We start from the raw sequence: 24462 nt of genomic DNA on the forward strand, positions 1-24462 counted from the left end.
GTGGACGAATACGTATTGCGGGCCGTGGGCCGGGTCGAGTCGTCGCTGACCGATCTCGCCGCCGCCCCGAAACAGGGCGACGAGGGTGCGCCGGAAGCGTGGCTGGTCTTCGACGACACGGTGGCCGAGGCGCTGCGCGACCTGGCGGCCGGCGCCGAGGTGCTGGTGCTCACGTGGCTCGACCGGGGCCGGCGGGACGTGCTGTCCGTCCAGCCCCGGGACGACCGTACCCGGCCTGAAATGGGGGTTTTCAGCACCCGCTCGCCGGACCGGCCCAACCCGATCGGGCTGCACCGCGTCACGATCCTCGAGGTCGACGGCTTGCGCCTCCGGGTCGACCGGCTCGAAGCCGTCGACGGAACGCCGGTCCTCGACCTCAAGCCGGTCCTCGGCGACGTCGGCGACCGCTGAGGCCGGCGTGACGTGATGGCCGAGGTTTGCGCGTGACGCGATGATCCTGGACCGGCGTCACGTGACGAATCGGGCAAGGGCGTGACGTCTAGAAGACCGGGAGGCCGTCGATGCTCGCGCCGTTCTTGACACGGCGGTATTCGGCCAGGTCGTCGTCGTTGCGGCGCTCGTGGGCGCGGATCAGCAGGTCGCGGTCGCCCTCGTAGGTCATCAGCGGCACCGAATAGCCGCACGAGTCGCTGACCCGGTGGACGTCGACGTCGATGATCGAGCGGGCGCCGTGGGCGTCGGGTGGCTCGGGGAACTCGGCGAGGAGGTCGGCGTACCCGGGGTGGGTGACCGGGACGGCTCGGCCCCGGCCGTGCAGGCGGACGATGTTGGGCGGGCCCTGGAAGGCGCAGAACATCAGGGTGATCCGTCCGTTCTCGCGCAGGTGGGCAATCGTCTCGGCGCCGCTGCCGTGGAAGTCCAGGTATGCCACCCGGTGCTCGCCGAGCACCACGAACGTGCCGGTCATGCCCTTGGGCGAGACGTTGACGTGGCCGTCCGCGCTGGTCGGGGCGGTGGCCACGAAGAACATCGGCTGACGTTCGATGAAGTCCCGCAGCCTGCCGTCGATACCCGCATGCACCTTCATGGGCTCCATGCTGCCGATCGAGGGCCACCCTGGTCGAGGCGGATTCGGGTCACAATGAACGCCATCGCGGCCGTACGGGGAGGTAGACGCGATGACCACACCGGAAAGACTTGCCGCCGAACTGCGCGCGTTACGCGCCGCAGCCGGGCTCACGCTGCGCGAACTCAGCCTTGAAGTGCACGTCAGCGACTCATCGCTGTCCCGCTACTTCAGCGGTCAGGCGCTGCCGCCGTGGCCGGTGGTGGCGGCCCTGGCCGACCTGGGTGGCGGTGATCACACCGAGTTGCGCCGGCTGTGGGAGGGCGCGCAGCGGGAACGCAGACGGTCCCGCTGGCCGGCTCCGGCAGCGCCGCCGGAATGGCGGATGGGCCTGATCGGGGTGGCCGCGCTGATGGCCGCGTCGGGCGCGGCCGGCTGGTTGCTGGCGCACCGCTTCCCGGGATGTTCCCGAGAAGCGTTTCCCCTGGCCCCGGAGTTGCGGCCGGCGGCACGCTGAGGTCGGCCCGGCTGGCGGGCCGACGTCGGACGGGGGAAGACCATGAATGCATACGTACGCCGGGGCATCGTCGTGCTGGGTGCGGGCGCCGCGGGGGTGGCCGCACTGCTGCTGGGCCTGAGCGCCGGCGGCACGGCACAGGCCGGCAAGGGCCCCACGGTCACGGTGGCCGGCACCAACTGGGACTTCGCCCCGGCCGCGTGGGCGGGACCGACCGTGAGCGGCGACGGCTGGGCGGGCCCGACGGTGACCGGCGACGGCTGGGCCGGACCGACCGTCGTGCGGGTCTGACGTGCGGGTCTGAGGTGCGGGTCTGACCAGGGTGCATCCCCGGCCGGGCGGGCTACGCTCGGGCCGGGGTGATCTGGATGAGTGATCTCGACCGGGACTACGCCGCCGCCGGATTCGCGCGGCGCCTCGGCTGGGGGCGGCGGTCCGCGGTGCTGCTGATCGATCCGGTGCGCGCGTACACCGAGCCGGGCTCGCCGCTGTGCCTGCGCACCGGTCCGGCGGCGGCCGCGGCCATGGGACGGCTGGCCGGCGCCGCCCGGGAGCGCGGTCTTCCGGTGGTGTGGACCAGCGTGCGCTACGCCGACGAGTCATGCAGCGAGGCGCCGCTGTTCGCCGCCAAGGTGCCGGCCCTCACGGTTTTCGCGGCCGGCAGCCCGCTCGGCGAGTTCACCGCGCCGCTCGCCCCGGCCGCCGGGGAACTGGTCGTGGTCAAGCACTACGCCAGCGCGTTCGCCGGCACGTCGCTGGCCGCCTGGCTGTCCTCGAACGCGGTGGACACGCTGGTCATCGGCGGCTATTCGACCAGTGGCTGCGTACGCGCCTCGGCCCTGGACGCGCTGCAGCACGGGTTCCGGCCGATCGTGGTGCGCGACGCCTGCGCCGACCGGGACGGCGGCCCGCACGAGAACAACCTGTTCGACCTGGACGCCAAGTACGCCGACGTGATCGCGCTGGACGAGGCGCTGCCGGCCCTCACGAGGTCGCCACGCTGACCACCCCGGTGCAGGTCATCGCCGCGCCGAGCAGCACCACCATCCCGGCCGACACCAGCGGCAAACGGTTGAGCAGCACCGGGTTCCGGGCCGGGCGCAGTCCGGCGAACGCGTCCCGCGCCGTCACCAGCACCAGCCCCAGGCCGACCACGACCGCGGCCAGGCCCAGGCTGAACGCGACGATCATGGCGAGGCCGAGCGCGGTGCGGTGCAGGCCGACCGCGAGGATCAGGATGCCCGACGCCTCGGGGCACGGCACCAGCCCGCCGGACAATCCCGCGGCCGCCAGTTCCCGCCATCCCCGGGGCCGGCGGTGCTCGTGGTCGTGCCGGTCGTGCCGGGCCCGCCAGCGGCGCCGCACGATCCGCACGCCGAGCATGAGCACCACCGTGCCGGCCACCAGTTCGAGCGCCGGCACCAGCACGCCGGGCAGCACGTAATGGCCGGCCACCAGCACCGCGACGCCCAGGATCAGCACCGATGCGGTGTGCGTCGCGGTGATCATGCCGCCCAGCGCGACGGCCTGGCGCGGGGTGCCCTTCGTGCCGACCAGGTAGGCGGCCAGGAACGCCTTGCCGTGCCCGGGGGTGAGCGCGTGCAGGGCGCCGAGCAGCGCGCAGACGGCGATCAGGACGAGCAACGCCCACGGCGAGGTGAGCGGTTCGCGCAGCGCGGCCAGAGCCCGGTTCTCCGAAGGGGTGGGTGGCGGCGCGGGCGCGGCCTGCACCGGGGCGGCCAGTTGGACGGTCAGGGTGCGGCCCTCGTCGCGACGGACGATCTCCCCGGCCGGTCCGGTCACGCTCATCTGCACCGCCGTCTTCTGATACGGGCGATAGGCGTCCCGGAACTCGATGCGCTCCGCCCCGGGCGGCAACGGCGCGGTCGCGTACAGGGAAATGGCGGAACCACCGACGGCCAGTAACTTGCGGTCGGGGTAGCTGGAACCGGTGACCGTGAGCGGCACCGGCGCGCCGTCCACGGTGAGGGTCAGGCTCCGGGCGACGACGGCCATGTGCGCGGCGGTCTCGGACGGACCAAAGGTGCCGTCGCGGTTGGTGTCGATGCCGGTGGTGTAGCCGCTGGCCACCATCGCGCCAGGGGTGAGCACCACCTCGACGTCGAGCGCCCCGGCGGCCGGACCCAGGTAGACCTGCTGGAGCACCTCGTCCACCGCGTGCGCCTGCGCCGGACCGGCCGCGAACAGGGCCATGACGAGAGCGAAGGCGGCGGCGATCGCGCGGCGGCCCATCACAGGCTCGCGCCGTAGTCGTTGCCGAGTTCCCGGTAGATCCCGTGGATGTGGGTGACCCCGCCGGCGTTGGCGCCCTGGCCCTGCTGATGAGCAAATTCGATCACGTACGACGGACTCGTGATCCGGTAGTAGACGGGGTGACCGATCGTGGTGTCGCCGTACCAGGCGAAGTAGGTCTGATCGAGTTCCCGCGCGGCGGTGGCCAGCTTGGCCCTGGCCGCGACCGGGTTGACCGCCCCGATCCACTCGGTGAGCAGGTCGGTGAGCAGGGTGCGCTGCGCGTCCGTGAAGGTGGCGGCGCGGACCCCCTCGTTCGCGATGCGCTTGCCGTCCTGGCCGGCGCCCAGCACGATCTCGCTGACCGCGGTGTCCAGGACGGCCGCCCGCTGCTGGGGCGCGTCGAGGCCGCCGATGAGAGCGAACGCCTTGCGGGTCTCGCCGCCGAGCGGTTCGCTGGTGGAGCCGCCCGCGGTGTAGGACGCCGGCTGCGCGCCCCAGAACGTGGGCGCGATCGTCATCCGGTCGCCCCTGACCGTCATGTTGACCGCGAGGTGGTGCCCGCCGTACTGCACGGTCCAGATCCCGGTGGCCGCCGGCGTGCCGAGAATGCGTACCCAATAATGGTCTGCGCCGAAATCCAGATTCATCTGCGCCGAGGCCGCGAGCACCCCGTCGGCCGTCGTGATACCGGCGACCTGATTGAATCCCTCGGTGCTCAGCCCGGAGCGCAGAATTTTGCGGACGCCACCCTTCTGGTCCTCGGAAAGGGCGTCCATCCGCAGTCCCGCGCGCGGAAACAGCTGGTCCGGCAGGTTGGACCACTGGGCCAGGTTCGCCGGGGTCCGCTCGGCCAGCACCGTCTGCTTCTGGGCGGCGTCGAGCGAGGCCAGGAAGTAGTTCGTGGCGCTGAGCAGGGCCGACGGCGACCCGGACGCGTCGACGGACGCGGCCGGCGGGACTGCCGCCGAGGCCGCAGTGGTGGTGGCACCGGTGTCCTCACCGCCCGGCCCGCAGCCGGCGGCCAGCAGCAACAAAACCGCCGCCGCGATACGGGGCGGGGTGCGGACAGGCATAATCGACTCCCGGCGGAACAGCGATTGAATGGGCGCAGAATTGGCCGATCGGAATATGCGCCGAACGTAGGTAGATCCGAGTTTCGCTGTCAAGCCGACGCGCACGCGATGCGCTTTCGAGTGAATATCCTCAATTCGCGCGCCGAACCAGACACCTCAACCCGGAAGCTCGCTAACCGGCACGCCGGGGCAGCACCGCCCCCGCCACCAGCAGCGTGCCCAAGCACAGGGCGGACGCGCTGATCGCCAGCGACCAGTGCATGCCCACCACGCTGCCGAACAGCCCCACCGTGATCCCGCTGCCGAACCGCAGCCCGTGTGACGCCACCCCGTACACGCCGATCACCCGGCCCCGGTCGGCCGGCGGCGCCAGCAGCTGCACCAGGGTCTGGCCCACCGACATCGAGGTCAGGTTGGCCACGCCGCCGACCACGAGCAGCAGCAGCGCCAGCGGATAGTTGCCCACCACCGCGAACAGCAGCGTGCTCAACCCGTAGGCGAACGTGCTGACGACGGCGGACGACACCGTGGCCGGGATCCAGCCGGTCGCCTCCAGCAGCAGGCCGCCCAGGACTCCACCGGCGCCGTGGGCGAAAAGCAGGATGCCGTACGCGAGACCCGCGCTCCCGGCGCCCAGGTCCTGCGCGAAGATCGGCATCACGGTCTGCAGGGACGCGCCGACGAAGAACGAGCCCAGCCCGCCCAGCGCGATCATGCTGACCAGGGTGCGGTTGGCCCGGACCGCGCGCAGCACCCGCAGCGAGTCGAGCGCGCCGACCCGTTCGCGCCGCACCGGACGGCCGTCCCGGGTGTGACCGGTGAACTTCGTGCGGAACAGGAAGATGGTCAGCGGCAGGTAGACCAGCACGTTCACGAAGATGCCCGCGGTGTGGCCCAGCCCGAGGAGCAGCGCCGAACCGATCACCGGGCCGAACAAAATCCCCAGACTCCGGAACGTCGCGTTCAGGCGTACGGCGCTCGGAAGCTCTTGATCTCCGACGAAGTCGTGCAGCATGAGCTGCTCGCCCGGACCCCACAGCGCGCCCGCGATGCCGTGCAGCATGAGCAGCACGCAGGCCGACCAGATCTCCAGCGAGTCGGTCAGGAACAGCACGCCCCACGCCACCGACACGGCCATGAACAGGAACTGCGCGGCCTGGATCACCCGCCGGCAGTCGAACCGGTCGGCCAGCCCGCCGAAGTACACCGAGAACAGCAGAAACGGCACCCAGTGGCTGATCACCTGGAAGCCGGCCAGCGCCGGCGAGTGGAACTTCTCCCAGAGGATCCAGTACGTGATCACGTGCTCGACGTTGTCGGCCATCATCGCGAGCGCCGCGCCGAACAGATACGGCCGGCAGTCCGGGTTCCGCAACGCCGCGAACCGCCGGAAGCCACCAGGGGAGCTCATCTGTTGATCATGGCCCAGGGCGGAGAACATTAGAAGATTTCACAAAACCCCGGTGGAGGTACGTTCCATCGGTCCTGGACGGCCCCGCTCCGGCCCGGTGCTTGTCTCACCCTTCCGCTCGGCACCACCTTTCCAGTTCCGGGCGGATCCCGGCTCACCGCTCGAAGTCCTGGCCGTCACCATGCCGCCCTGGCCGGTCGGCAGTACCACTGAGGGGTCGGCAGAGCCGCGATGCTGGTCAACTATTCGGGTCGCGGCGATGCCGGCGTCTGACAAATCGCTCCATCGACGACGTTGAGGTCTAGGACGCCTGGCGGACGGCCGTGTCGGCCAGCCATACCTCGGCCAGATCGCTGAGCGGCACGTCGAGGGCCTGGCTGAGGCCGACTACCGTGCCGAACGCCGGCGCCGGCAGGCGGCCCGCCTCGATCTTGCGCAGCGTCTCGGGTGAGATGCCGGCCGCCAGGGCCACCTCGACGAGACTGCGGCCGCCCCGCGCCGCCCGTAATGCGACGCCGAGGCGCTGACCTGCGGCGATCTGTTCGGCGGTGAGCGGGTGGCGAACCATGCGAGGAGGATAGCCGACCGCCCGTGGTATAAAAATACCGCTCAGGAAAGAGGGAGGCTGTCGTGATCGAGCTCAAGTCCGCCGAGGAGATCGGCCGGATGGCGGTGACCGGCCAGTTCGTCGGTGAACTGCTCGCCGAGCTGGGCGGCGTCGCCGCGGTGGGCGTCAACCTGATGGACATCGAACACCACGCCCGCCGCCGGATCGCCGAACGCGGCGCCGAGTCCTGCTACTGGGACTACGCCCCGTCGTTCGGCCGCGGCCCGTTCCGCAACGTGCTGTGCCTGTCGGTCAACGACGCGGTGCTGCACGGCCTGCCGCACGACTACGTGCTGCGCGACGGCGACCTGCTGAGCATCGACATGGCGGCCGCCATCGACGGCTGGGCCGCCGACTCCGCGCTCTCCGTCGTCGTCGGCTCCCCCGACCCGGCCGACCTGAGGCTGATCGAGGCCACCGAGATGGCCCTGGAGGCCGGCATCGCCGCGGCCCAGCCGGGCGGCCGGCTGGGCGACGTCTCGGCCGCGATCGGCGAGGTGGCGCACGCGTACGGCTACCGGGTGAACGGCGAGTTCGGCGGCCACGGCATCGGCCGCACCATGCACGAGGCCCCGCACGTCCCGAACAGCGGCCGCCCCCGCCGCGGCATGCGGCTCGACCCGGGCCTCACCATCGCGATCGAGCCCTGGCTCTGCCAATCCACCGACAAGATCAAGTTCGACGGCGACGGCTGGACGATCCGCTCCGCGGACGGCTCCCGCACCGCCCACTCCGAACACACGGTCGCCGTCACGGCCGCCGGCCCCCAGGTCCTGACCCGCCGGCCCGGCGCACCGGTCACGACGCCATCAGATCCAGGTGAAAGCCGTACCCGAAAAGCATGAGCCCGGCGATCCGGAAGTAGTGGTCCGGCCGGGCCTTGCCGACGGTGAGGAACACTCCCCGGAGCCGGACCTGATGCAGCGCGGGCACCGTCTGGACGATGTAGCCCACCCAGCGGCGCACCGGTCAGTCCTCTTCGGTCTCGGCCACCGAGCGTGGGAAGCGGGTCGGCGCGAAGTGCATCGCGCCGGCCGGGACCATCCACGGGAAGACCCGGACCGCGAAACGGCCGGCCTTCACCGCCGGATCGGCCTCCTTGAGCAGGCGGGCCCGTTCCGGGTCGACCGCGAGGATGGACAGGCCGCGGAACTCGCGGTCGGGCGGTCCGAGGAGCGGGCCGGCGGCGAGCAGGTGGCCGGCCTCGTGCAACTCCGCGAGGTGCGCCAGGTGGGCGTCCTGCAGAGCCTCGGCCGCCACGTCGTCGAGTTGCGGCGCGTCGGGCCGCAGCACGAGCAGAGTCACGGTGAACGTGTCGAACTGCACCGGCGGATGGTAGCGGGCTTTACCCGCCGCCGTGGACCGCCGAACGGATGCTCCGCGTCAGCACGGGGATCATCACCGCCGCGACGAGGTGCAGCCCGACTAGCGCCGCCTTGGCGGCCGGGTCCGCCCCGGACAGGAACGGCGGGACCAGCGAGATCACCGTCAGCGACACCGCCGTCCACACGAATCGCTCCGCGGGGCGGGCGGCGACGAAACCCTCTGAGGGCCAGCATGACCCGGCCTATTCCGTGCCGTCGGACGGCAGCTGCGAGGGCAGGCCGAGCCGCGGGAACTGGTCGGCGTGGAATGTGGTGATCTCGGCGATCGCCCCGCCGGTGACGCGCAGGACGTCGAGGGTCAGCGGGAGGTACGGGTCCTCCGGCCGCTGCCGGTGGTAGTAGGCGACGGCCGGCTGCCGGTTCACCGCGGCCGGTACGGCGCGCAGACCCGTCATGTCCTCGAAGCCGCTCTCGATCCACTCGTTGACCACCGCGTCGCGGCCGACCTGCAGGCCGGGCGTGGGCGGCATCGAGCAGCGGACGTCGGCCCGCAGCATCGCGGCGATCGCCGGGATGTCGGTGGCCACGCTGGCCTCGGTGTAGCGGCGTACCAGCTCCCGCGTCGCGGTGTCCTTCTCGCCGCCGGTCCAGTCCTGCCGCTCGGCGGGCAGGTGCTCCCGCATGCCGGCGCGGGCCCGCTGCAGCGCGCTGTTCACCGAGTTGACGGAGTCGCCGAGGAGCTCCGCGACCTCCTTCGCCGGCCAGCCGAGCACATCCCGCAGGATCAGCACGGCCCGCGGGCGCGGCGCGAGGTGCTGGACCGCGACCAGGTACGCCAGCTCGATCGTCTCCCGCGCGACGGTGACCGTCTCCGGCTCGTCCGCGTCACCCGCGGGCAGTTCGTCGAGCAGCCGGTCCGGGTAGGGCTGGAGCCACGGCACCTCGCCGCCGGTCGCCGGCTCCGGGCGCTGCCGGGCGAGCCGGTCCAGGCAGGCGTTGGTGGCGATCCGGTACAGCCAGGCCCGGAGTGTCGACCGTCCCTGGAAGGTCTCGCGCCGCCGCCAGGCCCGCAGGAACGTCTCCTGCACGGTGTCCTCGGCGTCCTCGAACGACCCGAGCATCCGGTAGCAGTGCACGTGCAGTTCCCGCCGGTGCCGCTCCGCCAGCCCCGAGAACGCCGGCTCCTCCAGCCGCGTGTCCGCACTCATCACGTCATCCTCCCGCCTCGTCGTGTCCTGTCGTAGGTAAGACGGGTGCGGGCGCGACAACTCATCACTTGCGGGTGCGGTCAGACTGACCGGGTGAAGCTCGTCGACGAGATCGCCCGGATCGCCGGGCCGGCGCTGCGGTCGGTGATCCTGCACGGATCGCTGGCCGCCGGCGGATACCGGCCGGAGCGCAGTGACATCGATCTGCTCGCCGTGGTCGAGGGCGGGCTCAGTGACGACCAGATCGCGGCGCTCGTGGCGGCGGTGCGGCGGTCGGACGGCCGGATCGATCTGCAGGTCGTCACCGCCGCTGTTGCCGCGGCGCCGTCGCCGGAGCCGGCGTTGGAGCTGCTGGTAGGGCGGCATGACGAATCGGCCGAGCTCGAGGTGGAGATCCGGGTCGACCGGGCGCCGGACCTGCTCGCCGAGCTGTCGATGGCCCGGGCGGACGGGCGGGCCCTGGCCGGCGCGCCGCCGCACGAGGTGCTCGGCGAGGTGCCGGCCGCCTGGGTGGTGGCGCGCGGGCGGCACTGGCTCGGGGTGTGGCGCGGGCTCACCGACGACGCCGGGCACGCCGCGTTCATGGTGCTCACCGCGTGCCGGATCTGGCGGTTCGCGGTCGAGGGCCGGCACAGCCCCAAGATCGAGGCGGCCGAGTGGGTGCTCGCGCGCCGTCCGTCCCTCACGGCCGTCCGTCAGGCAGTTCGGCAGTACGAGGACCAGCCGGGCGCTCCGGTCGACCCGCGGGGCATCGCCGACGTGCTGGACGAGGCGGATCGAGCGACACGCTTGTCAGGTGCGTGAACGGCGGGCCCGCACGTTCGACACTGATCTTGTGTTTCCCGAGCCGATCGTCGCGCCGCGCCGGCAGTGTGCCCGGTGCGGGCACCTGACCCGGGCCGATCGGATGGTCAAGGGGTTCGGGCGGGACTGCGCGGCGCAGCTGGGGCTGCTGGGGCGCAGCGTGGACGTCGGCCAGCAGGGGGCCGACCTGTTCGACGCCATGGACGAGGAGATGTGCGACGGCTGGGACCGCTGAACTACCACCGTGTACTTCTGCTGGAGATCTTGCCGCTGACCTGCGGCGATGTCATGGTCGAAAAGAGGTGGGGGGCACGCCACCGGCGGAAGTATGCGGCTTAACTGGGTAGCCATCCGCACTCGCCGGAGCGGGCTCCCCGTTTCTGCGCGTACAGCGCGGCGTCCGCGTGGGCGTACAGCGCCGGGAAGTCGTCGCCGTCGCGGCCGCGGACCGCGGTGCCGATGCTGGCCCGGGTGCGCTCCGCCAGCGCTACCCGCAGCCGCTCCGCGACCGGCTCCGGGTCGGGCGTCGTCAGCAGCACCGCGAACTCGTCGCCGCCGAACCGGCCCACCACCGACGACCGGTCCAGGTTCGCGGTCAGCGTGCCGGCCACCCAGCGCAGCAGGTCGTCGCCGGCCTCGTGCCCGTGCCGGTCGTTCACCTGCTTGAAGCCGTCCAGGTCGAGCACCAGCACGGCACGGTGCGCGGGCGCCACGGCCTGCTCGAATCCGCGCCGGTTCAGCACCTCGGTGAGCGGGTCCTGCCGGGACAGGACGGTCAGCCGGCGGCGCCGGCGACCGGCCGCCCGGCCCTGCACCGCGCACACCGCGCAGACCAGGGCCGTCCCGCCCAGGTTCATCGCGACGAACCACGCGCTCGAGGCGCCGAACAGCACGGCCACCGCCACGTACATGGCCGCGAACAGCGCCCCGATCGGCAGAAACACCCGTAGCGGGCTGGTCAGCGCCACCAGCGGCACCGGGCAGAGCAGCGCCAGCGCGCACACCCCGGTCACCCCGCCGTCCAGCGCCGCCATCCCGCCGATCACGACCACCTGCCCGCCAGCCAGCCCGAAGATCACCTCGCGGGCCCGGCGCAGGCGGCTGAGCCGGCCCGCCGCGGCGACCATGAACGCGCCGGCCAGCCCGAGCACCGTCGCCAGCACGCCGACCGCCAGCCGGTGCTGTTCGCCGAAGACGACCGTGTAGAGCAGCCCGCAGGCGGAGCCCAGCATCGACATCCAGCCGACGTCGGCCACCGAGCGGTGCCGCCGTTCCCCGCCGGACACCCGCACGGCGGGCCGCATCCCGGCCTCGACGGCCGCGGCGACCGCGCCGGCCGAGGGCGGGCGGCGGTCCCGGGACTGCTTGTCGGCGTACACCCGGGCGTCGGCGGCCCGGCGCAACTCGTCGAGCGTGCTGCCGTCGGCCGGGAAGCACGCGTGGCCGATGCTGGCGGGGGCCAGCCCGGCCAGTTCGGTGCGCAGGCGCGCGACCACCGCGGCGGCCTCGGCCGGGCCCAGGCCGGCCAGCACCGCGGCGAACTCGTCGCCGCCGATCCGGCCGACCGCGTCCGGAGCGCGCAACTCCCGGCCGAGCCGGTCCGCCAGCGCGGCCAGCAGGTGGTCGCCCGCCTGGTGGCCGTACTGGTCGTTGACCTGCTTGAACAGGTCGAGGTCGGCGAGCAGCAGGGTCATCGGGCGGCCGGTGCGCTCGGCGTCCGCCAGGTCGCGGGCCAGCCGTTCGTCGAAGCCGCGCCGGTTCAGTGCTCCGGTCAGCGGGTCGGTGACCGACACCCGGGCGAGGCGGCGGCGCAGCGAGGCCAGCGCGGTGGTGTGTTTCAAGCAGAGGTACGCGACCCCGCCGAACCCGAGCAGGCAGGCCGGCGCGTACCCGGGCGGGCCGGGGTCACCCAGGAACCAGATCATCCCGTACGCGCCGGCGCCGACCACGGTGACGGCCCCGAACGGGCCGGGGCGCACCGCCCGCAGCGCGACGATGACCAGGGCGAACAGGACCAGCGACCCGGCCGGGCTGCCGACGCCGCCGTCCAGCAGGCCGAGCGCGGCCGCGCCCAGTAAGTGGAGCATCGTTCCGGCCGGCCCGGCCAGGCGCAGCACCCGGGGCGCGGCCAGGACCGGCGCCTGCCACCAGGCCAGCCCGGACAGCGCCAGCATGACGACCGCGACGGCCAGGGTGACCGGGCGGTTCGGTGCTCCGGATGTGGCCAGCGCGTAGACCAGGAACAGTCCGGGGACCAGCATGTCGTTCCGGGCACCGGCGCGGATGAAACGGACGCGCGGCACCGGGTGCGGACGGCACCCGTGCCGGATCCGCACGAGCCACTCCCGCGCTGTCACCGCCGGATGATCGTCAGTCCGGTGCGCCGGTTGAGCACTTCGCCGGGACGCTGCGAGAATGGGGGGCATGGACGACGCGAAACGCGACGCGGAGGATGTTCGGGACGCCGGCCGGATCACCCGGCGGGCCCTGTTCGGCCGGGCGCTGGCGGTGGTCGGCGGTTCGGCCGCGGTACTGGCCCTGTCCGGCTGCCCGGGCGGCGATCAGGACGACGACGATGGCGACGACGAGGACGACGACTAGGTAGCGACGCGCTACGACTATCGGCTCGGCGGCAGGGGCGACCCTTGCCGCCGAGTTTCTTTTCAGCGCAACGCGCTACCCTCCGAAGAACTTTCGCAATTTTGAATAGGGGGTTCACATGGCTCGACGGTGCGGGCGCCGGCGATGACCCCCACTCAGTTGCGCGCCTACTCGGCCGTGGTCCGGCTCGGCTCGGTCAAGCAGGCCGCGGCCGAGCTGTCGGTGTCCGAGGCGGCCATCTCGCTGCACATCGGCCAGCTGCGCAAGGAGCTCGGCGACCAGCTGTTCTCCCGCACCGCGGCCGGCCTCGCGTTCACGCCCGGCGGCCTGCGGCTGGCGAGCCGGGCCGCCGAGCTGCTCGGCCTGCAGGACATCACGGTGCTCGAGGTGAGCGCGGCCGGCCGGGGGCGGCGGCTGCTGCGGGTGGGCGCGTCGAGCCTGTTCGCCGAGCACGCGGCGCCCGGGCTGATCGAACTGTTCGCGGGGCGCGCCGACGATCTCGACGTGGAGCTGAGCGTGCGCAACCCGGGCTCGTTCGAGACGCTGCTGATGACCCGCAGCATCGACATCGCGATCGGGCCGCAGCCGGCCGCCGACGGGGCGCTGCAGTGCCGGCCGGTGATGAACTACCGGATCGTCCTGGTCGCCGGCCCCGAGCATCCGCTGTCCGGGGTCCGCGCCTCGGCCGCCCAGTTGCGCGACCAGACCTGGCTGCTGGGGCCTTCGGCGGCGGCCGACATGGGCGCCATCCCGACCCTGCTGCGCCGGTTGGCGGTGCCCGAGGAGCACCAGCAGATCTTCCAGAGCCACGCGGCGGCGCTCGAGGAGGCCAAGCGCGGTAAGGGGGTGGCGCCGGCGCTGTCGTTCACGGTGGCGCCGGAGGTCCGCAAGGGCCGGCTGGTGCAGCTCACCGGGCCCTACGCCGGGCTCGAGGCCGGGTGGCACAGCATGACGCTGACCGAGCCCGGTGGCCGGGCGTCGGCGGCGGGCGAGCTGGCGCGGTTCGCGGCCACGCCCCGGGCCATCCAGGCGATGATGCGCGGCGCCGGGGTCAGCGTCGGGCACTTCAAGCCGCAGGTGCACGTCACGCTCTGGAGCTGAGCTCCTGCAGGCGCCGGGCCGCGCCGGCCAGGTCGTCGAACGTCGCGGCCGGCAGCAGCAGGTCGCAGTGCGGCAGGGCGGCCGCCATGGCGGCCACGCGCGGGGTGAAGCCAGGCGCGCCGGCGCGGGGATTCAACCACAGGATGGCGTACGCGCGGCGGCGCAGCCGGGTCATCGCGGCGGCCAGGCGGACCGGCGGATCGCTGTCCCAGCCGTCCGACGCGACGATCACGACGGCACCGCGCACCGCATTGCCGTGGTGCGAATCGAGCAGCGCGGACACGCTGGTGGCGATCCGGGTGCCGCCGAACCGGTCGGTGACCTGGGCGGTGGCCTGCGCGATCGCCTGCCGGGCCGAGGTGTGCCGCAGCGCCGGGGTGAGCCGGGTCAGGCCGGTGCCGAAGGCGAACACCTCGGCGTCGGCCACCAGCGTGAACGCCCGCATCAGATGCAGGTACGCGGTGGCCTGGCTGCGCATCGACTCGCTCACGTCGCACAGCATCACCACCCGCCGGGGCCGCCGGACCGGGCGTTGCCGCACGACGGTCACCGGCTCGAAGGCGGTGCGCCGCGCCCGGGCGATGGTGGCGCGCAGCGCGACGCGGCGGCCGGCGGGGTCGGTCTCGTGCCGCCTCGACCGCCGGGTCGGCCAGGTTGTCAGGGTGTCCCGCAGCGCCCGGCCGAGTTGTTCGGCCTGGATCGCATCGAGGTCCTCGAACGGCTGGGCGGCCAGCTGAGCCAGCGCGCTGGGGCGCAGTTCGGGAATGTGGAGCGCCTCGTCCCCGGCCTCCGCCGGTGCGACGGCCGGCGGGAGGCTCGCCCACGGCAGGCCGCCGCCCGCGGTCACTTCGTCGCCGCCGGCCGGTACCGGCACGTGCACGTCGTTCCGGCCCGGCGGTCCGGCGGCGGCCCGGGTCAGCGGCAGCGGCGGCGCGTCGTCGAAGACGGCCGCGAAGACCCGGTCGAACGCGGCCACGTCAGCCTGCCGCCGGACGGTTGCGATCCGGGTGGTCCAGTAGAGCGCACTCCGCGACACCGGCGGGCTGGCGTCGAGGGCGCGCACCAGGGCGTCCACCTCGGTGAGGCCGGCCGGCACGCCGGCGCCGCGCAACCGGCCGGCGAAGGCCACCGCGAAGGCGGCCCGGTCGGCGCCGCGCAGCAGGACCGGGGCCGGGTCAGCCCCGGACAACGAGCCAGGCGATGACGGCGCCGGCCACCACCACGCCGACGGCGACCGGGATCGCTCGCTTGTAGATGGACGAGCCGGCGATGCCCATCAGGTCGAGGGGCGCGGGTTCCTCCGGACCCGCGGCGGGTGCCTGGGCACCCGCCGCGGGCGTTGCCGGCACCGTGGGCGCCGGCGGTTGCTGCACCGGCACGGGGGACGCCGGAGCAGCAGGAGTGGAGGTATTTTCGGCGGCCAGGGTTTCGGCGGCTGGGGTTTCGGCGGCCAGTTTTGCTTCCAGGTTGGTGACGAACTGGGCCAGCAGCTTGCTCGACACTTCCTTGATCATGCCGCTGCCGAACTGGGCCAGTTTGCCGCTGATTTTCAGGTCGGTGTCGACGCTCACCCGGGTGTTGTCGCCGTCCGGGGTCAGCACCGCGGTGACCAGCGCGGCCGCGTTACCGGCCGAGCGGGCGTCGCGGCCCTTCGCGTCGATCACCGCACGGTACCCCGCCTCGTCCCGCTCGGCGAATTGGGCGATGCCCGCGAACTCGGAGATCACCGGGCCCACCTTGACCCTGACCTTGCCCCGGTAGACCTCGCCCTCGACGCCGGTGAGCTGGGCACCCGGCATGCACGGCGCGATGCCCTCCAGATCGGTGAGGACCCGCCAAGCGTTCTCGATCGGGGTTTTGACGGTGAACTCATTCACGATTTTCACGGTGACTCCTGATGTGCGGCGCCCGCGACCACCAGGCGGTCGTCGGGCGTTTTGGCGATCGTGCCGAGGGTGCGCAGCACGTCGTCGGGGGCCAGTTCGGTGACACCGAGCGCGGCGAGCGCCGACACCCAGTCGATGGTCTCGGCGAGTCCGGGCGCCTTGTCGAGTTCCAGCCGGCGCACCCGGCCGACGAACTCGGTGGCGCTGCGGATCAGCGGGTGGCCGGCCCCCGGCACGGCCCGGCGGACGATCGCGGCGGCCCGCTCCGGGGCCGGGAACTCGATCCAGTGGTAGAGGCAGCGGCGGCGCAACGCGTCGTGCAGTTCCCGGCTGCGGTTCGAGGTGAGCACCACGACCGGCGGGTGCACCGCGGTGAACGTGCCCAGTTCCGGCACGGTGATCGCGGCCTCGCCGAGGAACTCGAACAGCAGCGCCTCGAACTCGTCGTCGGCCCGGTCGATCTCGTCGATCAGCAGCACCGGCGGGGTGGGGCCGCGATGGCGTACGGCTCTCAGAATTGGCCTTTCCTGCAGGAACTCCTCGGTGAACAGGTCGGCGTCGCCGAGCCGCTCGTGCCGTGCCTCGGCCAGCCTGATGGCGAGCAGTTGGCGCTGGTAGTTCCACTCGTACAGGGCCTCGCCCGCGGTCAGCCCCTCATAGCACTGCAGCCGGATCAGCGGCGTGTCCAGCGCGGCGGCGAGAGCCTTGGCGGCTGCCGTCTTGCCCACTCCCGGCTCGCCCTCCAGCAGCAGCGGCTTGCCCAGGCGCAGCGCCAGGAACACGGCCATGGCGAGGCCGTCGTCGACGAGGTAGTCCACGGCGTCGAGCCGCCGCCGCACCTCCTGGGGCTCGTTCACCGCGCTCCGCCCGCGAGCAGCCGCCAGTAGTCGTGCCGGGTGTCCACGTCGATCGGGACCGGACCGGCGCACCGCACCTCGGTCGCCGGGAAGCGGCCGGAGTGCAGCAGCTTCCAGACGGCCTTGTCGCCGTGCAGGGTGGTGAGGTCGCCGAAGACCGGCCGGCGGAACAGAAGCGGGTGCCCGAGGCCGTCGTCGTAGCGGCAGACCGCGACCGGCGTCTCCGCCGCCGCCAGCCGCCGGACGTCGGCCGGGTCGATGCCGGGCTGATCGCCGAGCAGCAGCACCACGGCGTCCCCGGCGATCTCCGCCGCCGCGGCCCGGATCGACGACCCGCAACCACTCGAAAAGTCCGGATTGTCGACGACCGTGCAGCCGCCGAGGTCGACGCGGCCGCGAATCTCGCCGGCCGACCCGCCGAGCGTCACCAGCAACTGATCGAACCCGCAGGCCCGGGCCACGTCCAGGGTGGCGTCGAGCAGCGTGCGTCCCCGGTAGGGCAGCAACTGCTTGGCCTCCCCGAGCCGCAACGACCCGCCGGCCGCCAGCACCAGCCCGGTCAGCATCAGGCCGCCGCGAACCGGTCGCGGCACCCTACACAGCAGAACCAGTGCTCCACCCCGTCCACAACGGCATGCGGCGTGTCCGCACCGACCACCACGGTCATCCCGCAAACGGGATCGACGGCCTGCCGGGGCACGGCGGCACCGGCGGCATGCCCGCCAGCCGCACGCCCAGCCGCGCCGCTAGCCGCACGCCCAGCCGCCTCACGCCCGATCCCGCCGCCCGCCTCATGCCCCGGCGCAGCCCCTTCCTGCCGGATATTTCGCACGATTTCCGACAAGACCGATAGCGCGATCTCCTTGGGCGTGCGGGCGCCGATGTCGATCCCCGCGTGCGGATGCACCCGCGCCCGTTCCGCCTCGGTGAGGCCCATGCCGTCGAGGACGGCGGCGCCCCGGGTGCGGCTCGCGATCAGCGCGATGAACGGCACCCCGGCCTCCAGCGCGTCCCGGATCGCCCGTTCCTCGTCGCGGCCCAGGCCGGCCACCACCACCGCGCTCGCTCGTTCGCCCGGAGCGGTCACCTCGAAGTCCAGGAACGCCGCCAGTTCCGCCACCGCCGCACCGATCGGGGTGCCGGTGCCGGCCACCCCGAGCAGCGGGCGGGGCAGCACCGGCCGCAGGAAGATCTCGATGGCTCCGCCGGACAGGCACGGGTTGACCACGACCAGCGCGCCGGGCGCCTCCGGGAACTCGGCCGAGCCGTCCGGCAGCACACGCAGCAGCAGCGTGGCGCCGTCCCGCAGGGTGCCGAGCGCCGCCGCCCGCACCGAACTCTCGGCACACACCCCGCCGACGAAGCCCTCGATGGACCCGTCGTCGAGGATCACCGCGTCGTCGCCCGGCTGGGCCGAGGTGGGCGCCTGGGCCCGTACGACGGTGGCGTGCACGAACGGGCGGCGCAGGCCGGTGAGCTCCCGGGCGCGCTCGGCGATGCTGGTCGTCAACGCGTACCTCCTAAATCGGGGGTGTCGCCTGGCCGCGCATCGCGTCCCAGACCCGGGACGGGGTGAGCGGCATGTCGGCGTGCCGGACGCCGAACGGTTTGAGCGCGTCCACCACCGCGTTCACGATGGCCGGTGGCGAGCCGACGGTGGCCGACTCCCCCACGCCCTTGGCCCCGATCGGGTGGTGCGGCGACGGCGTGACCGTGTATCCGGTCTCCCAGTCGGGCACCTCGAGCGAGGTCGGGATCAGATAGTCCATGAGGGACGCGCCGAGGCAGTTGCCGTCCTCGTCGAACGCGATCATCTCCATCAGCGCCATGCCGACGCCGTCGGTGAGGCCGCCGTGGATCTGGCCCTCGATGATCATCGGGTTGATCCGGGTGCCGCAGTCGTCGACCGCGATGAACCGGCGCACCTTGACCTGAGCCGTGCCGGGGTCGACGTCGACCACGCAGATGTACGCGCCGTGCGGGTAGGTGAGGTTCGACGGGTTGTAGCAGATCTGCGCCTCGAGTCCGCCCTCCATGCCGTCCGGCAGGTCACCGGCGCCGTGCGCGCGCATCGCGATCTGCTGGATCGTCACCGACTTGCCCGGGTCGCCCTTGACCTGGAACGCGCCCTTGACCCAGTCCAGGTCGGCCACCGTCACCTCGAGCATGGCCGAGGCGATCAGCTGCGCCTTGTCGCGCACCTTGCGGGCGACCAGGGCGGCCGCGGCGCCGGAGACCGGGGTGGAGCGGCTGCCGTACGTGCCCAGGCCGAACGGCGTGTTGTCGGTGTCGCCGTGCACCACCTCGATGTCGGCCGGCGGGATGCCGATCTCCTCGGCCACGATCTGCGCGAACGTGGTCTCGTGCCCCTGGCCCTGGGTCTTCACCGACAGGCGTACCACCGCTTTTCCGGTGGGGTGCACCCGCAGCTCGCAGCCGTCCGCCATGCCCAGCCCGAGGATGTCCATGTTCTTGCGCGGGCCGGCGCCGACCGCCTCGGTGAAGAACGCGATGCCGATGCCCATCAGCTCACCCCGGGCCCGCTTCGCCTCCTGCTCCCGGCGCAGTTCGGCGTACCCGGCGATGTCCATGGCCAGCCGCATGGTGGGCTCGTAGTTGCCGGAGTCGTACACCCATCCGGTTTTGGTCTCGTAGGGGAACTGCTCCGGCCGGATGAAGTTCTTGAGCCGCAGCTCGGCCGGGTCCATGCCGAGCTCGTGGGCCAGGCAGTCGACGATCCGCTCGACCAGGTAGACGGCTTCGGTGATCCGGAACGAGCAGGCGTACGCGACCCCGCCCGGTGCCTTGTTGGTGTAGACGGCGGTCATCTTGCAGTACGCGGCCTGGATGTCGTAGCTGCCGGTGAAGACGCCGAAGAAGCCGGCCGGGTATTTCACCGGGGCCGCGGTGCCGTTGAACGCGCCGTGGTCGGCCAGGACGTTGGTGCGGATCGCCAGGATGCGGCCGTCCCGGGTGGCCGCGATCTCGCCGCGCATGATGTAGTCGCGGGCGAACCCCGTACTGATCAGATTTTCCGACCGGTCCTCCATCCACTTCACCGGCTTGCCGGTAAGCAGCGAGCCGACGATCGCGCAGACGTAGCCCGGGTAGATCGGCACCTTGTTGCCGAAGCCGCCGCCGATGTCCGGCGCGATCACCTGGATCTTGTGCTCGGGCAGGCCGGCCACGATGGCGTAAAGCGTGCGATGCGCGTGCGGGGCCTGGGTGGTCGACCAGAGCTTCAGCTTGCCCTCGACCGGGTCGAAGTCGGCGACCGCGCCGCAGGTCTCCATCGGCGCCGGGTGCACCCGCGGATAGACGATGTCTTCCTGCACCACCACGTCGGCGGACGCGAACACCGCCTCGGTTTCCGCCTCGTCGCCGGTCTCCCAGTCGAAGCAGTGGTTGTTGGTCTTGCCGTCCAGGTCGTCGCGGATCAGCGGCGCGTCCGGCTCCAGCGCCCGCCGCACGTCAATGACCGGATCCAGTACGTCGTATTCGACGTCGATCAGCTCGAGGGCGTCCCGGGCCGCGTAGCGGTCGGTGGCCACCACGAAGGCGACCTCCTGGCCCTGGAAGCGCACCTTGTCGGTGGCCAGCACCGCCTGCACGTCGTTGGACAGGGTCGGCATCCAGGCCAGGCCCTTCTCGGCCAGCATGGCGCCGGTGACCACCAGCCTGACGCCGGGCGAGGCCTCGGCCGCGCTGGTGTCCACGCTGACGATCCGGGCGTGCGCGAACGGCGAGCGCAGGATCGCCAGGTGCAGCATGCCGGGCAGTTGCACGTCGTCGGTGAACCGGCCGCGGCCCCGCAGCAGGCGCGGGTCCTCCTTGCGCAGCATCCGGCCGTAGCCGACCGGCTTCTGGTCGTTGTCGTCGAAGGCGGTGAACTTCGGCTCGTGCACAGTGGTCATTTCGCTGCCTCCGCCGCCTCGTGCACGGCCGCCCAGCGCACCGACCGCACGATCGTCGAGTAACCCGTGCACCGGCAGATCTGGCCCGAGATGGCCTCACGGATCTCGGCGTCGGTCGGGTCGGGGTTGTGGTCGAGCAGCGCCCGGCAGGTCATCATCATGCCCGGCGTGCAGAAGCCGCACTGGAGCCCGTGGCACTGCATGAAGCCCTGCTGGATCGGGTCGAGCTCGCCGTTCTGGGCCAGGCCTTCGACGGTACGCACCTCGTGCCCGCCGGCCATCGCGGCCAGCACCGTGCACGACTTGACCGGCTCGCCGTCCAGCCAGACCACGCAGGTGCCGCAGTTGCTGGTGTCGCAACCCCAGTGCGTGCCGGTGAGGCCGAGCGTGTCGCGCAGGAAGTGCACGAGCAGCAGCCGGCCCTCGATCTCCCGGGTCACCTCTTCGCCGTTCACGATCATCGTGACCTGCATGCTCAGCTCCTCGCCCTTGCCACCGCGGCCCGCAGTGTCCGCCTGGTCAGCTCGTTGGCGAGGTGGCGCTTGTAGTCGGCGCTGCCCCGCTGGTCGGTGGCCGGGTCGCAGCTGCCCGCCGCGATCTCGCCGGCCTGCGCGTACAGCTCCTCGGACGGCTCCCGCCCCCGCGACATCTCCGAGATCTCGGGAATTCCCGTCGTGTTCGGCCCGACCGCCGCCAGCCCCACCCGGGCATCCACGATCCTGCCCTCGGCCAGCCACACGGCGGCACCGGCGGAGACGACCGCCCAGTCTCCCGCCCGGCGTTCGACCTTCTCGTAGGCGCTGCCCGCTCCGGGCCGGCGCGGCAGCCGGATCTCGACCAGGATCTCGTCGTCGGCGACCGCCGTCTCGTACGGCCCAACATGGAACTCCTCCATGCCGACCACCCGGGTGCCGCCCGGCCCCCGGATCACGCAGCTGGCGTCGAGCGTGGTGCAGACCGCGGAGAGATCCTCGGACGGGTCGGCCTGGCACAGCGAGCCCCCGAGGGTGCCGCGATTGCGCACGACCGGGTCGGCGATCACCCGTTCCGCGTCCCGGAAAATCGGGAACGCGACCGCGAGATCTTCCGATTCCAGCAGCTCCCGATGCCGGGTGAGAGCGCCAATTCGCACCTCGTCCGCGGCCACCCGGATATAACCGAGCTCGTCATGCAATGGATTGATATCGATGAGATATTCGAAATTCGCCAGCCTCAGCTTCATCATCGGCAACAGGCTGTGGCCGCCCGCCACCAGGCGCGCTGAGCTGCCCAGTCGTTCCAGTAGTCCAATGGCCTGATCCACCGTGGTGGCGCGTTCGTACTCGAACGGAGCCGGCACCTGCACGCTGCACCTCCCGAAATCCCGGTGAATCTCGCGCGCCCCGCCGGCAATGTCAACAGCCGGTTAAGGGATGACTTAACTTGTCGTTGACGAGGCCACCCATGATCAAGGACGCTACGGCAATGCGGGACATCGCGGAGGGGCTGATCGGCTGGCGTGCGGCCGGGATCTCGTTCGCGGTGGCGACGGTTGTGCGCACCTGGCGGTCGGCGCCGCGGCAGCCCGGGGCAGCGATGGCCGTGAGCGAGCAGGGCGAGGTGCTCGGCAGCGTGAGCGGCGGTTGCGTCGAGGGCGCGGTCTACGCGGCGGCCGAGGAGGTCATCCAGACCAAAAAAGCTCAAATGCACACGTACGGCGTGAGCGACGGCGACGCGTTCGAGGTCGGGCTCACCTGCGGCGGCACCATCGAACTGCTGATCCAGCCGGACGAGTCGCTGGTCGAGATCGACGCGGTCCTGGCCGCCATCACCGCGGGCCGGCCGGTCGCCACCGTCTCCGCGGCCGACAGCCAACTCGTCGTGTGGCCGGACGCCCTGACCGCCGGCACCCTCACCCCCGGCACCCTGACCCCCGGCACCCTCACCCCCGGCACCCTGACCCCCGGCACCCTGACCGCCGGCACCCTGGGCGACGCCGGCCTCGACTACGCGGCCGCCCAGCAGGCCACCGGGATGCTGGCCGCCGGCGCGAACGGCACCATCCACCTGGGCGCCCACGGCGAGCAACGGATGGACGAGTTCGAGGCGTTCGTCCAGTCCTACCTGAACCCACCCCGCATGATCGTGTTCGGCGCCATCGACTTCGCCGGCGCGGTGGCCCGGATCGGCCGCTTCCTCGGCTACCACGTCACGGTCTGCGACGCCCGTCCGGTCTTCGCCACCCGCAAGCGCTTCCCCGACGTCGACGACCTGGTCGTGCAGTGGCCGCACAAATACCTGGAGGCCACCGCGGTCGACGAACGCACCGTCCTGTGCGTCCTCACCCACGACCCGAAGTTCGACGTGCCCCTGCTCGAGGTGGCCCTGCGCACCCCCGCCCGCTACATCGGCGCAATGGGCAGCCGGCGAACCCACGACGACCGGATGCGCCGCCTGCGCGAAGCCGGCCTCCCCGAGGAGCAACTGGCCCGCCTGTCCTCGCCGATCGGCCTGGACCTGGGCGCCCGCACCCCCGAGGAGACGGCCGTGGCGATCGCGGCCGAGATAGTCGCGAAGGCCTGGGGCGGCAGCGGCCTGCCCTTGACCACCCTGGATGCCCCGATCCACCGGCAGCCGTAGCAGGCCGCACGCCGCGATCTCGGCGAGCGGGTGCTGCGGCCCACCGGCCCGGATGGGCACTCAGCCGCCCGCTCGGCGCGAACCGGCAGCGCGGCCCAGCCGCTCGTCAACCTGGCCCTCTCCCCGCGACGAGATGGTGTCGAGTTCCTGTTCCTGGAAGACAGAGTGACAGCAGATCGCCAAGATCTGGACGCGGCGACCCGACCTGCGCCCGGTCAGGACGGATTTATCGGGTATATCCCCCGGGTAAGCCGGAGCCGTCCGGTCAGCGGGCTCCGTCGGCCGCCTCGGCAACCACCGGCCGGGTGGCGGCGCCTTCGGCAGAGGTATCGGCACCAGGGACGGCGCCGGTCGCAGAGCCCGCCCCAGGAGCGGTGCCGGCACCAGGCGCATTGCCCGCCCCAGGCGCATTGCCCGCCCCAGGCGCATTGCCCGCCCCAGGCGCAGAGCCCGCCCCAGGCGCAGAGCCCGCCCCAGGAGCAGAGCCCGCCCCAGGAGCGGTGCCAGGACCGGGCTCGGCGCCGGGATCGGGATCCGGGGACGCTGTCGTGAGGGCGACGGCGGTCGCCTCGGCCGGGATGTGCTGGGGCGTTGCCAGCGCGGCCAGGCGGTCGAGGCCGACCACCACGGCGCCGAGGATGCCGAAGATCGCGCCCAGTTGGAGGAACTGGCCGGCCACCCAGTCGTAGCCGCGCTCGGACGGGTCCAGGAAGAAGTACGGGTAGCGGGTGGGTGCGGCCGGCAGCAGCACCGCGCGGATCTCGATGATCAGGCCGTAGCCCAGCGGGAACGCGACCCACAGCGGGATGTCCCGCCAGCGCACCACGCGGTGCGGGCCGAACGCCACCCAGTCGATCAGGATCATGGCCGGCACCACGTAGTGCACCAGGAACGCCGACCAGTTCCGCAGCGCGGCGACCGGGTCTTCCGCGGCCAGGCCGGGCAGCGGGTTGGCGCCCTTGCTGAGCAGGAAGTGGGAGATCAGGCAGGTGATCAGGATCCACAGTGTGACCGCGCCGCGCAGCCGGGGTGCGGCCGGTTCGGCCGAGTTGCGGTGCACCATCCAGTAGAGCAGGCCGGCGAAGTAACCCAGCGCGATAATGTTGCTCTGCGCCGTGAAATAGAGGATCCGGTGCTCGGTGGCCAGCAGACCGGCCACGGCGCACAGCACGATGCCCGCCCGCCACCAGAACTGCGGACGCGTATAGATCGACATGGAACCTCCGTACTCGCGAGTAGCGAGTATGGCCGATGAC

At 72.2% G+C, this 24462-nt stretch carries 28 protein-coding genes and 1 pseudogene; 10 read left to right on the forward strand and 19 right to left on the reverse strand.

All coding sequences use genetic code 11. From position 1 onward, the window contains the following. The gene (tsaA, locus tag Ari01nite_RS33905) at positions 1–411 is read left to right on the forward strand and encodes a tRNA (N6-threonylcarbamoyladenosine(37)-N6)-methyltransferase TrmO (RefSeq protein ID WP_203786317.1); all 411 of its coding nucleotides are present in this window, start codon (positions 1–3) and stop codon (positions 409–411) included. A gap of 88 nt (positions 412–499) precedes the next feature. Here the strand turns inward: tsaA and Ari01nite_RS33910 are convergent, their stop codons facing one another. Beyond that, positions 500–1048 (reverse strand): pyridoxamine 5'-phosphate oxidase family protein, encoded by a 549-nt coding sequence (locus tag Ari01nite_RS33910; RefSeq protein WP_203786318.1) that lies wholly within the window; start codon positions 1046–1048, stop codon positions 500–502. A gap of 91 nt (positions 1049–1139) precedes the next feature. Between Ari01nite_RS33910 and Ari01nite_RS33915 the strand changes: the two genes are divergently transcribed. The 3 genes from Ari01nite_RS33915 (at position 1140) to Ari01nite_RS33925 (ending at position 2548) form a co-directional block, all read left to right on the forward strand. Next, positions 1140–1544: a helix-turn-helix domain-containing protein gene (locus Ari01nite_RS33915; RefSeq protein ID WP_203786319.1), complete on the forward strand. Its 405-nt coding sequence runs from the start codon at positions 1140–1142 to the stop codon at positions 1542–1544. Positions 1545–1586: 42 nt separating this feature from the next. Further along, positions 1587–1835, forward strand: coding sequence for a hypothetical protein (locus tag Ari01nite_RS33920; RefSeq protein WP_203786320.1), 249 nt, complete (start codon positions 1587–1589; stop codon positions 1833–1835). Between the two features lie 77 nt (positions 1836–1912). Continuing rightward, on the forward strand, positions 1913–2548 hold the full coding sequence (locus Ari01nite_RS33925) for an isochorismatase family protein (RefSeq protein ID WP_203786321.1): 636 nt from the start codon (positions 1913–1915) through the stop codon (positions 2546–2548). On the opposite strand, the gene Ari01nite_RS33930 is transcribed toward Ari01nite_RS33925, so the two are convergent. The 4 genes from Ari01nite_RS33930 to Ari01nite_RS33945 all read right to left on the reverse strand — a co-directional run bounded on the left by Ari01nite_RS33930 (position 2529) and on the right by Ari01nite_RS33945 (position 6852). Then, the gene (locus tag Ari01nite_RS33930; protein WP_203786322.1) at positions 2529–3797 is read right to left on the reverse strand and encodes a nickel/cobalt transporter; all 1269 of its coding nucleotides are present in this window, start codon (positions 3795–3797) and stop codon (positions 2529–2531) included. The genes Ari01nite_RS33925 and Ari01nite_RS33930 overlap by 20 nt on opposite strands. After that, on the reverse strand, positions 3797–4873 hold the full coding sequence (locus Ari01nite_RS33935; RefSeq protein WP_203786323.1) for a DUF3500 domain-containing protein: 1077 nt from the start codon (positions 4871–4873) through the stop codon (positions 3797–3799). The genes Ari01nite_RS33930 and Ari01nite_RS33935 overlap by 1 nt, the downstream gene beginning before the upstream one ends. Before the next feature lie 172 nt (positions 4874–5045). Next, the gene (locus tag Ari01nite_RS33940; protein WP_203786324.1) at positions 5046–6284 is read right to left on the reverse strand and encodes an MFS transporter; all 1239 of its coding nucleotides are present in this window, start codon (positions 6282–6284) and stop codon (positions 5046–5048) included. A 301-nt stretch (positions 6285–6585) separates the two neighbouring features. Next, on the reverse strand, positions 6586–6852 hold the full coding sequence (locus Ari01nite_RS33945; protein WP_203786325.1) for a helix-turn-helix domain-containing protein: 267 nt from the start codon (positions 6850–6852) through the stop codon (positions 6586–6588). A 62-nt stretch (positions 6853–6914) separates the two neighbouring features. Here Ari01nite_RS33945 and map point away from each other — a divergent pair, with 62 nt between their 5' ends. After that, a complete protein-coding gene (map, locus tag Ari01nite_RS33950) occupies positions 6915–7736 on the forward strand; it encodes a type I methionyl aminopeptidase (RefSeq protein WP_203786326.1) in 822 nt (273 codons plus the stop codon). Here the strand turns inward: map and Ari01nite_RS33955 are convergent. The 4 genes and pseudogenes from Ari01nite_RS33955 to Ari01nite_RS33970 all read right to left on the reverse strand — a co-directional run bounded on the left by Ari01nite_RS33955 (position 7690) and on the right by Ari01nite_RS33970 (position 9484). Further along, on the reverse strand, positions 7690–7857 hold the full coding sequence (locus Ari01nite_RS33955; protein WP_203786327.1) for a hypothetical protein: 168 nt from the start codon (positions 7855–7857) through the stop codon (positions 7690–7692). The two genes, map and Ari01nite_RS33955, sit on opposite strands and share 47 nt — an antisense overlap. 3 nt (positions 7858–7860) lie before the next feature. After that, complete coding sequence (locus tag Ari01nite_RS33960; RefSeq protein ID WP_203786328.1) at positions 7861–8217, reverse strand: YciI family protein; 357 nt, start codon at positions 8215–8217, stop codon at positions 7861–7863. A gap of 19 nt (positions 8218–8236) precedes the next feature. Next, positions 8237–8413, reverse strand: a pseudogene (locus Ari01nite_RS33965) (DUF6069 family protein); the annotation flags it as partial. Between the two features lie 45 nt (positions 8414–8458). Next, positions 8459–9484 (reverse strand): RNA polymerase subunit sigma-70, encoded by a 1026-nt coding sequence (locus tag Ari01nite_RS33970; protein WP_203786329.1) that lies wholly within the window; start codon positions 9482–9484, stop codon positions 8459–8461. 33 nt (positions 9485–9517) lie between these two features. On the opposite strand from Ari01nite_RS33970, the gene Ari01nite_RS33975 reads away from it, so the two are divergent. Both Ari01nite_RS33975 and Ari01nite_RS33980 read left to right on the forward strand, forming a co-directional pair. Then, the gene (locus tag Ari01nite_RS33975; protein ID WP_203786330.1) at positions 9518–10228 is read left to right on the forward strand and encodes an aminoglycoside adenylyltransferase domain-containing protein; all 711 of its coding nucleotides are present in this window, start codon (positions 9518–9520) and stop codon (positions 10226–10228) included. Continuing rightward, positions 10221–10463, forward strand: coding sequence for a hypothetical protein (locus Ari01nite_RS33980; RefSeq protein ID WP_203786401.1), 243 nt, complete (start codon positions 10221–10223; stop codon positions 10461–10463). Before Ari01nite_RS33975 ends, Ari01nite_RS33980 begins: the two co-directional genes overlap by 8 nt. 100 nt (positions 10464–10563) lie before the next feature. Here the strand turns inward: Ari01nite_RS33980 and Ari01nite_RS33985 are convergent, their stop codons facing one another. Then, entirely contained in the window at positions 10564–12585 is a 2022-nt protein-coding gene (locus tag Ari01nite_RS33985; protein ID WP_203786331.1) for a GGDEF domain-containing protein, read from the reverse strand. 67 nt (positions 12586–12652) lie between these two features. On the opposite strand from Ari01nite_RS33985, the gene Ari01nite_RS33990 reads away from it, so the two are divergent. Together Ari01nite_RS33990 and Ari01nite_RS33995 are read left to right on the forward strand one after the other, a co-directional pair. Continuing rightward, complete coding sequence (locus Ari01nite_RS33990; RefSeq protein ID WP_203786332.1) at positions 12653–12829, forward strand: hypothetical protein; 177 nt, start codon at positions 12653–12655, stop codon at positions 12827–12829. Between the two features lie 144 nt (positions 12830–12973). Beyond that, entirely contained in the window at positions 12974–13930 is a 957-nt protein-coding gene (locus tag Ari01nite_RS33995; protein ID WP_203786333.1) for a LysR family transcriptional regulator, read from the forward strand. Here Ari01nite_RS33995 and Ari01nite_RS34000 read toward each other — a convergent pair. Genes Ari01nite_RS34000 through Ari01nite_RS34035 form a run of 8 tightly spaced genes read right to left on the reverse strand, consistent with a single transcriptional unit; the run spans position 13914 to position 21932 of the window. Then, positions 13914–15119, reverse strand: a complete 1206-nt coding sequence (locus Ari01nite_RS34000) for a vWA domain-containing protein (protein ID WP_203786334.1) — start codon at positions 15117–15119, stop codon at positions 13914–13916. The two genes, Ari01nite_RS33995 and Ari01nite_RS34000, sit on opposite strands and share 17 nt — an antisense overlap. Next, positions 15106–15816 (reverse strand): SRPBCC family protein, encoded by a 711-nt coding sequence (locus tag Ari01nite_RS34005; RefSeq protein WP_203786335.1) that lies wholly within the window; start codon positions 15814–15816, stop codon positions 15106–15108. Before Ari01nite_RS34005 ends, Ari01nite_RS34000 begins: the two co-directional genes overlap by 14 nt. Then, positions 15813–16673: an AAA family ATPase gene (locus Ari01nite_RS34010; RefSeq protein ID WP_203786336.1), complete on the reverse strand. Its 861-nt coding sequence runs from the start codon at positions 16671–16673 to the stop codon at positions 15813–15815. The genes Ari01nite_RS34005 and Ari01nite_RS34010 overlap by 4 nt, the downstream gene beginning before the upstream one ends. Then, positions 16670–17266, reverse strand: a complete 597-nt coding sequence (locus tag Ari01nite_RS34015; RefSeq protein ID WP_239163264.1) for a nucleotidyltransferase family protein — start codon at positions 17264–17266, stop codon at positions 16670–16672. The genes Ari01nite_RS34010 and Ari01nite_RS34015 overlap by 4 nt, the downstream gene beginning before the upstream one ends. Next, positions 17239–18183 carry an XdhC family protein gene (locus Ari01nite_RS34020; protein ID WP_239163265.1) on the reverse strand — a complete coding sequence of 315 codons (945 nt, stop codon included), beginning with the start codon at positions 18181–18183 and terminating at the stop codon, positions 17239–17241. The genes Ari01nite_RS34015 and Ari01nite_RS34020 overlap by 28 nt, the downstream gene beginning before the upstream one ends. 10 nt (positions 18184–18193) lie before the next feature. After that, complete coding sequence (locus Ari01nite_RS34025) at positions 18194–20587, reverse strand: aerobic carbon-monoxide dehydrogenase large subunit (protein ID WP_203786337.1); 2394 nt, start codon at positions 20585–20587, stop codon at positions 18194–18196. Beyond that, complete coding sequence (locus Ari01nite_RS34030) at positions 20584–21060, reverse strand: (2Fe-2S)-binding protein (RefSeq protein WP_203786338.1); 477 nt, start codon at positions 21058–21060, stop codon at positions 20584–20586. Before Ari01nite_RS34030 ends, Ari01nite_RS34025 begins: the two co-directional genes overlap by 4 nt. 2 nt (positions 21061–21062) lie before the next feature. Further along, positions 21063–21932 (reverse strand): FAD binding domain-containing protein, encoded by an 870-nt coding sequence (locus tag Ari01nite_RS34035; protein WP_203786339.1) that lies wholly within the window; start codon positions 21930–21932, stop codon positions 21063–21065. Between the two features lie 119 nt (positions 21933–22051). On the opposite strand from Ari01nite_RS34035, the gene Ari01nite_RS34040 reads away from it, so the two are divergent. Beyond that, positions 22052–23206, forward strand: coding sequence for an XdhC family protein (locus Ari01nite_RS34040; protein ID WP_203786395.1), 1155 nt, complete (start codon positions 22052–22054; stop codon positions 23204–23206). A gap of 265 nt (positions 23207–23471) precedes the next feature. Here Ari01nite_RS34040 and Ari01nite_RS51055 read toward each other — a convergent pair whose 3' ends face one another. Beyond that, positions 23472–24422 carry a Pr6Pr family membrane protein gene (locus Ari01nite_RS51055; protein WP_203786340.1) on the reverse strand — a complete coding sequence of 317 codons (951 nt, stop codon included), beginning with the start codon at positions 24420–24422 and terminating at the stop codon, positions 23472–23474. Between the last annotated feature and the right edge of the window lie 40 nt (positions 24423–24462).

Origin of the sequence: Paractinoplanes rishiriensis, from assembly GCF_016862375.1 — a bacterium.
Classification (GTDB): Bacteria; Actinomycetota; Actinomycetes; order Mycobacteriales; family Micromonosporaceae; genus Actinoplanes; species Actinoplanes rishiriensis.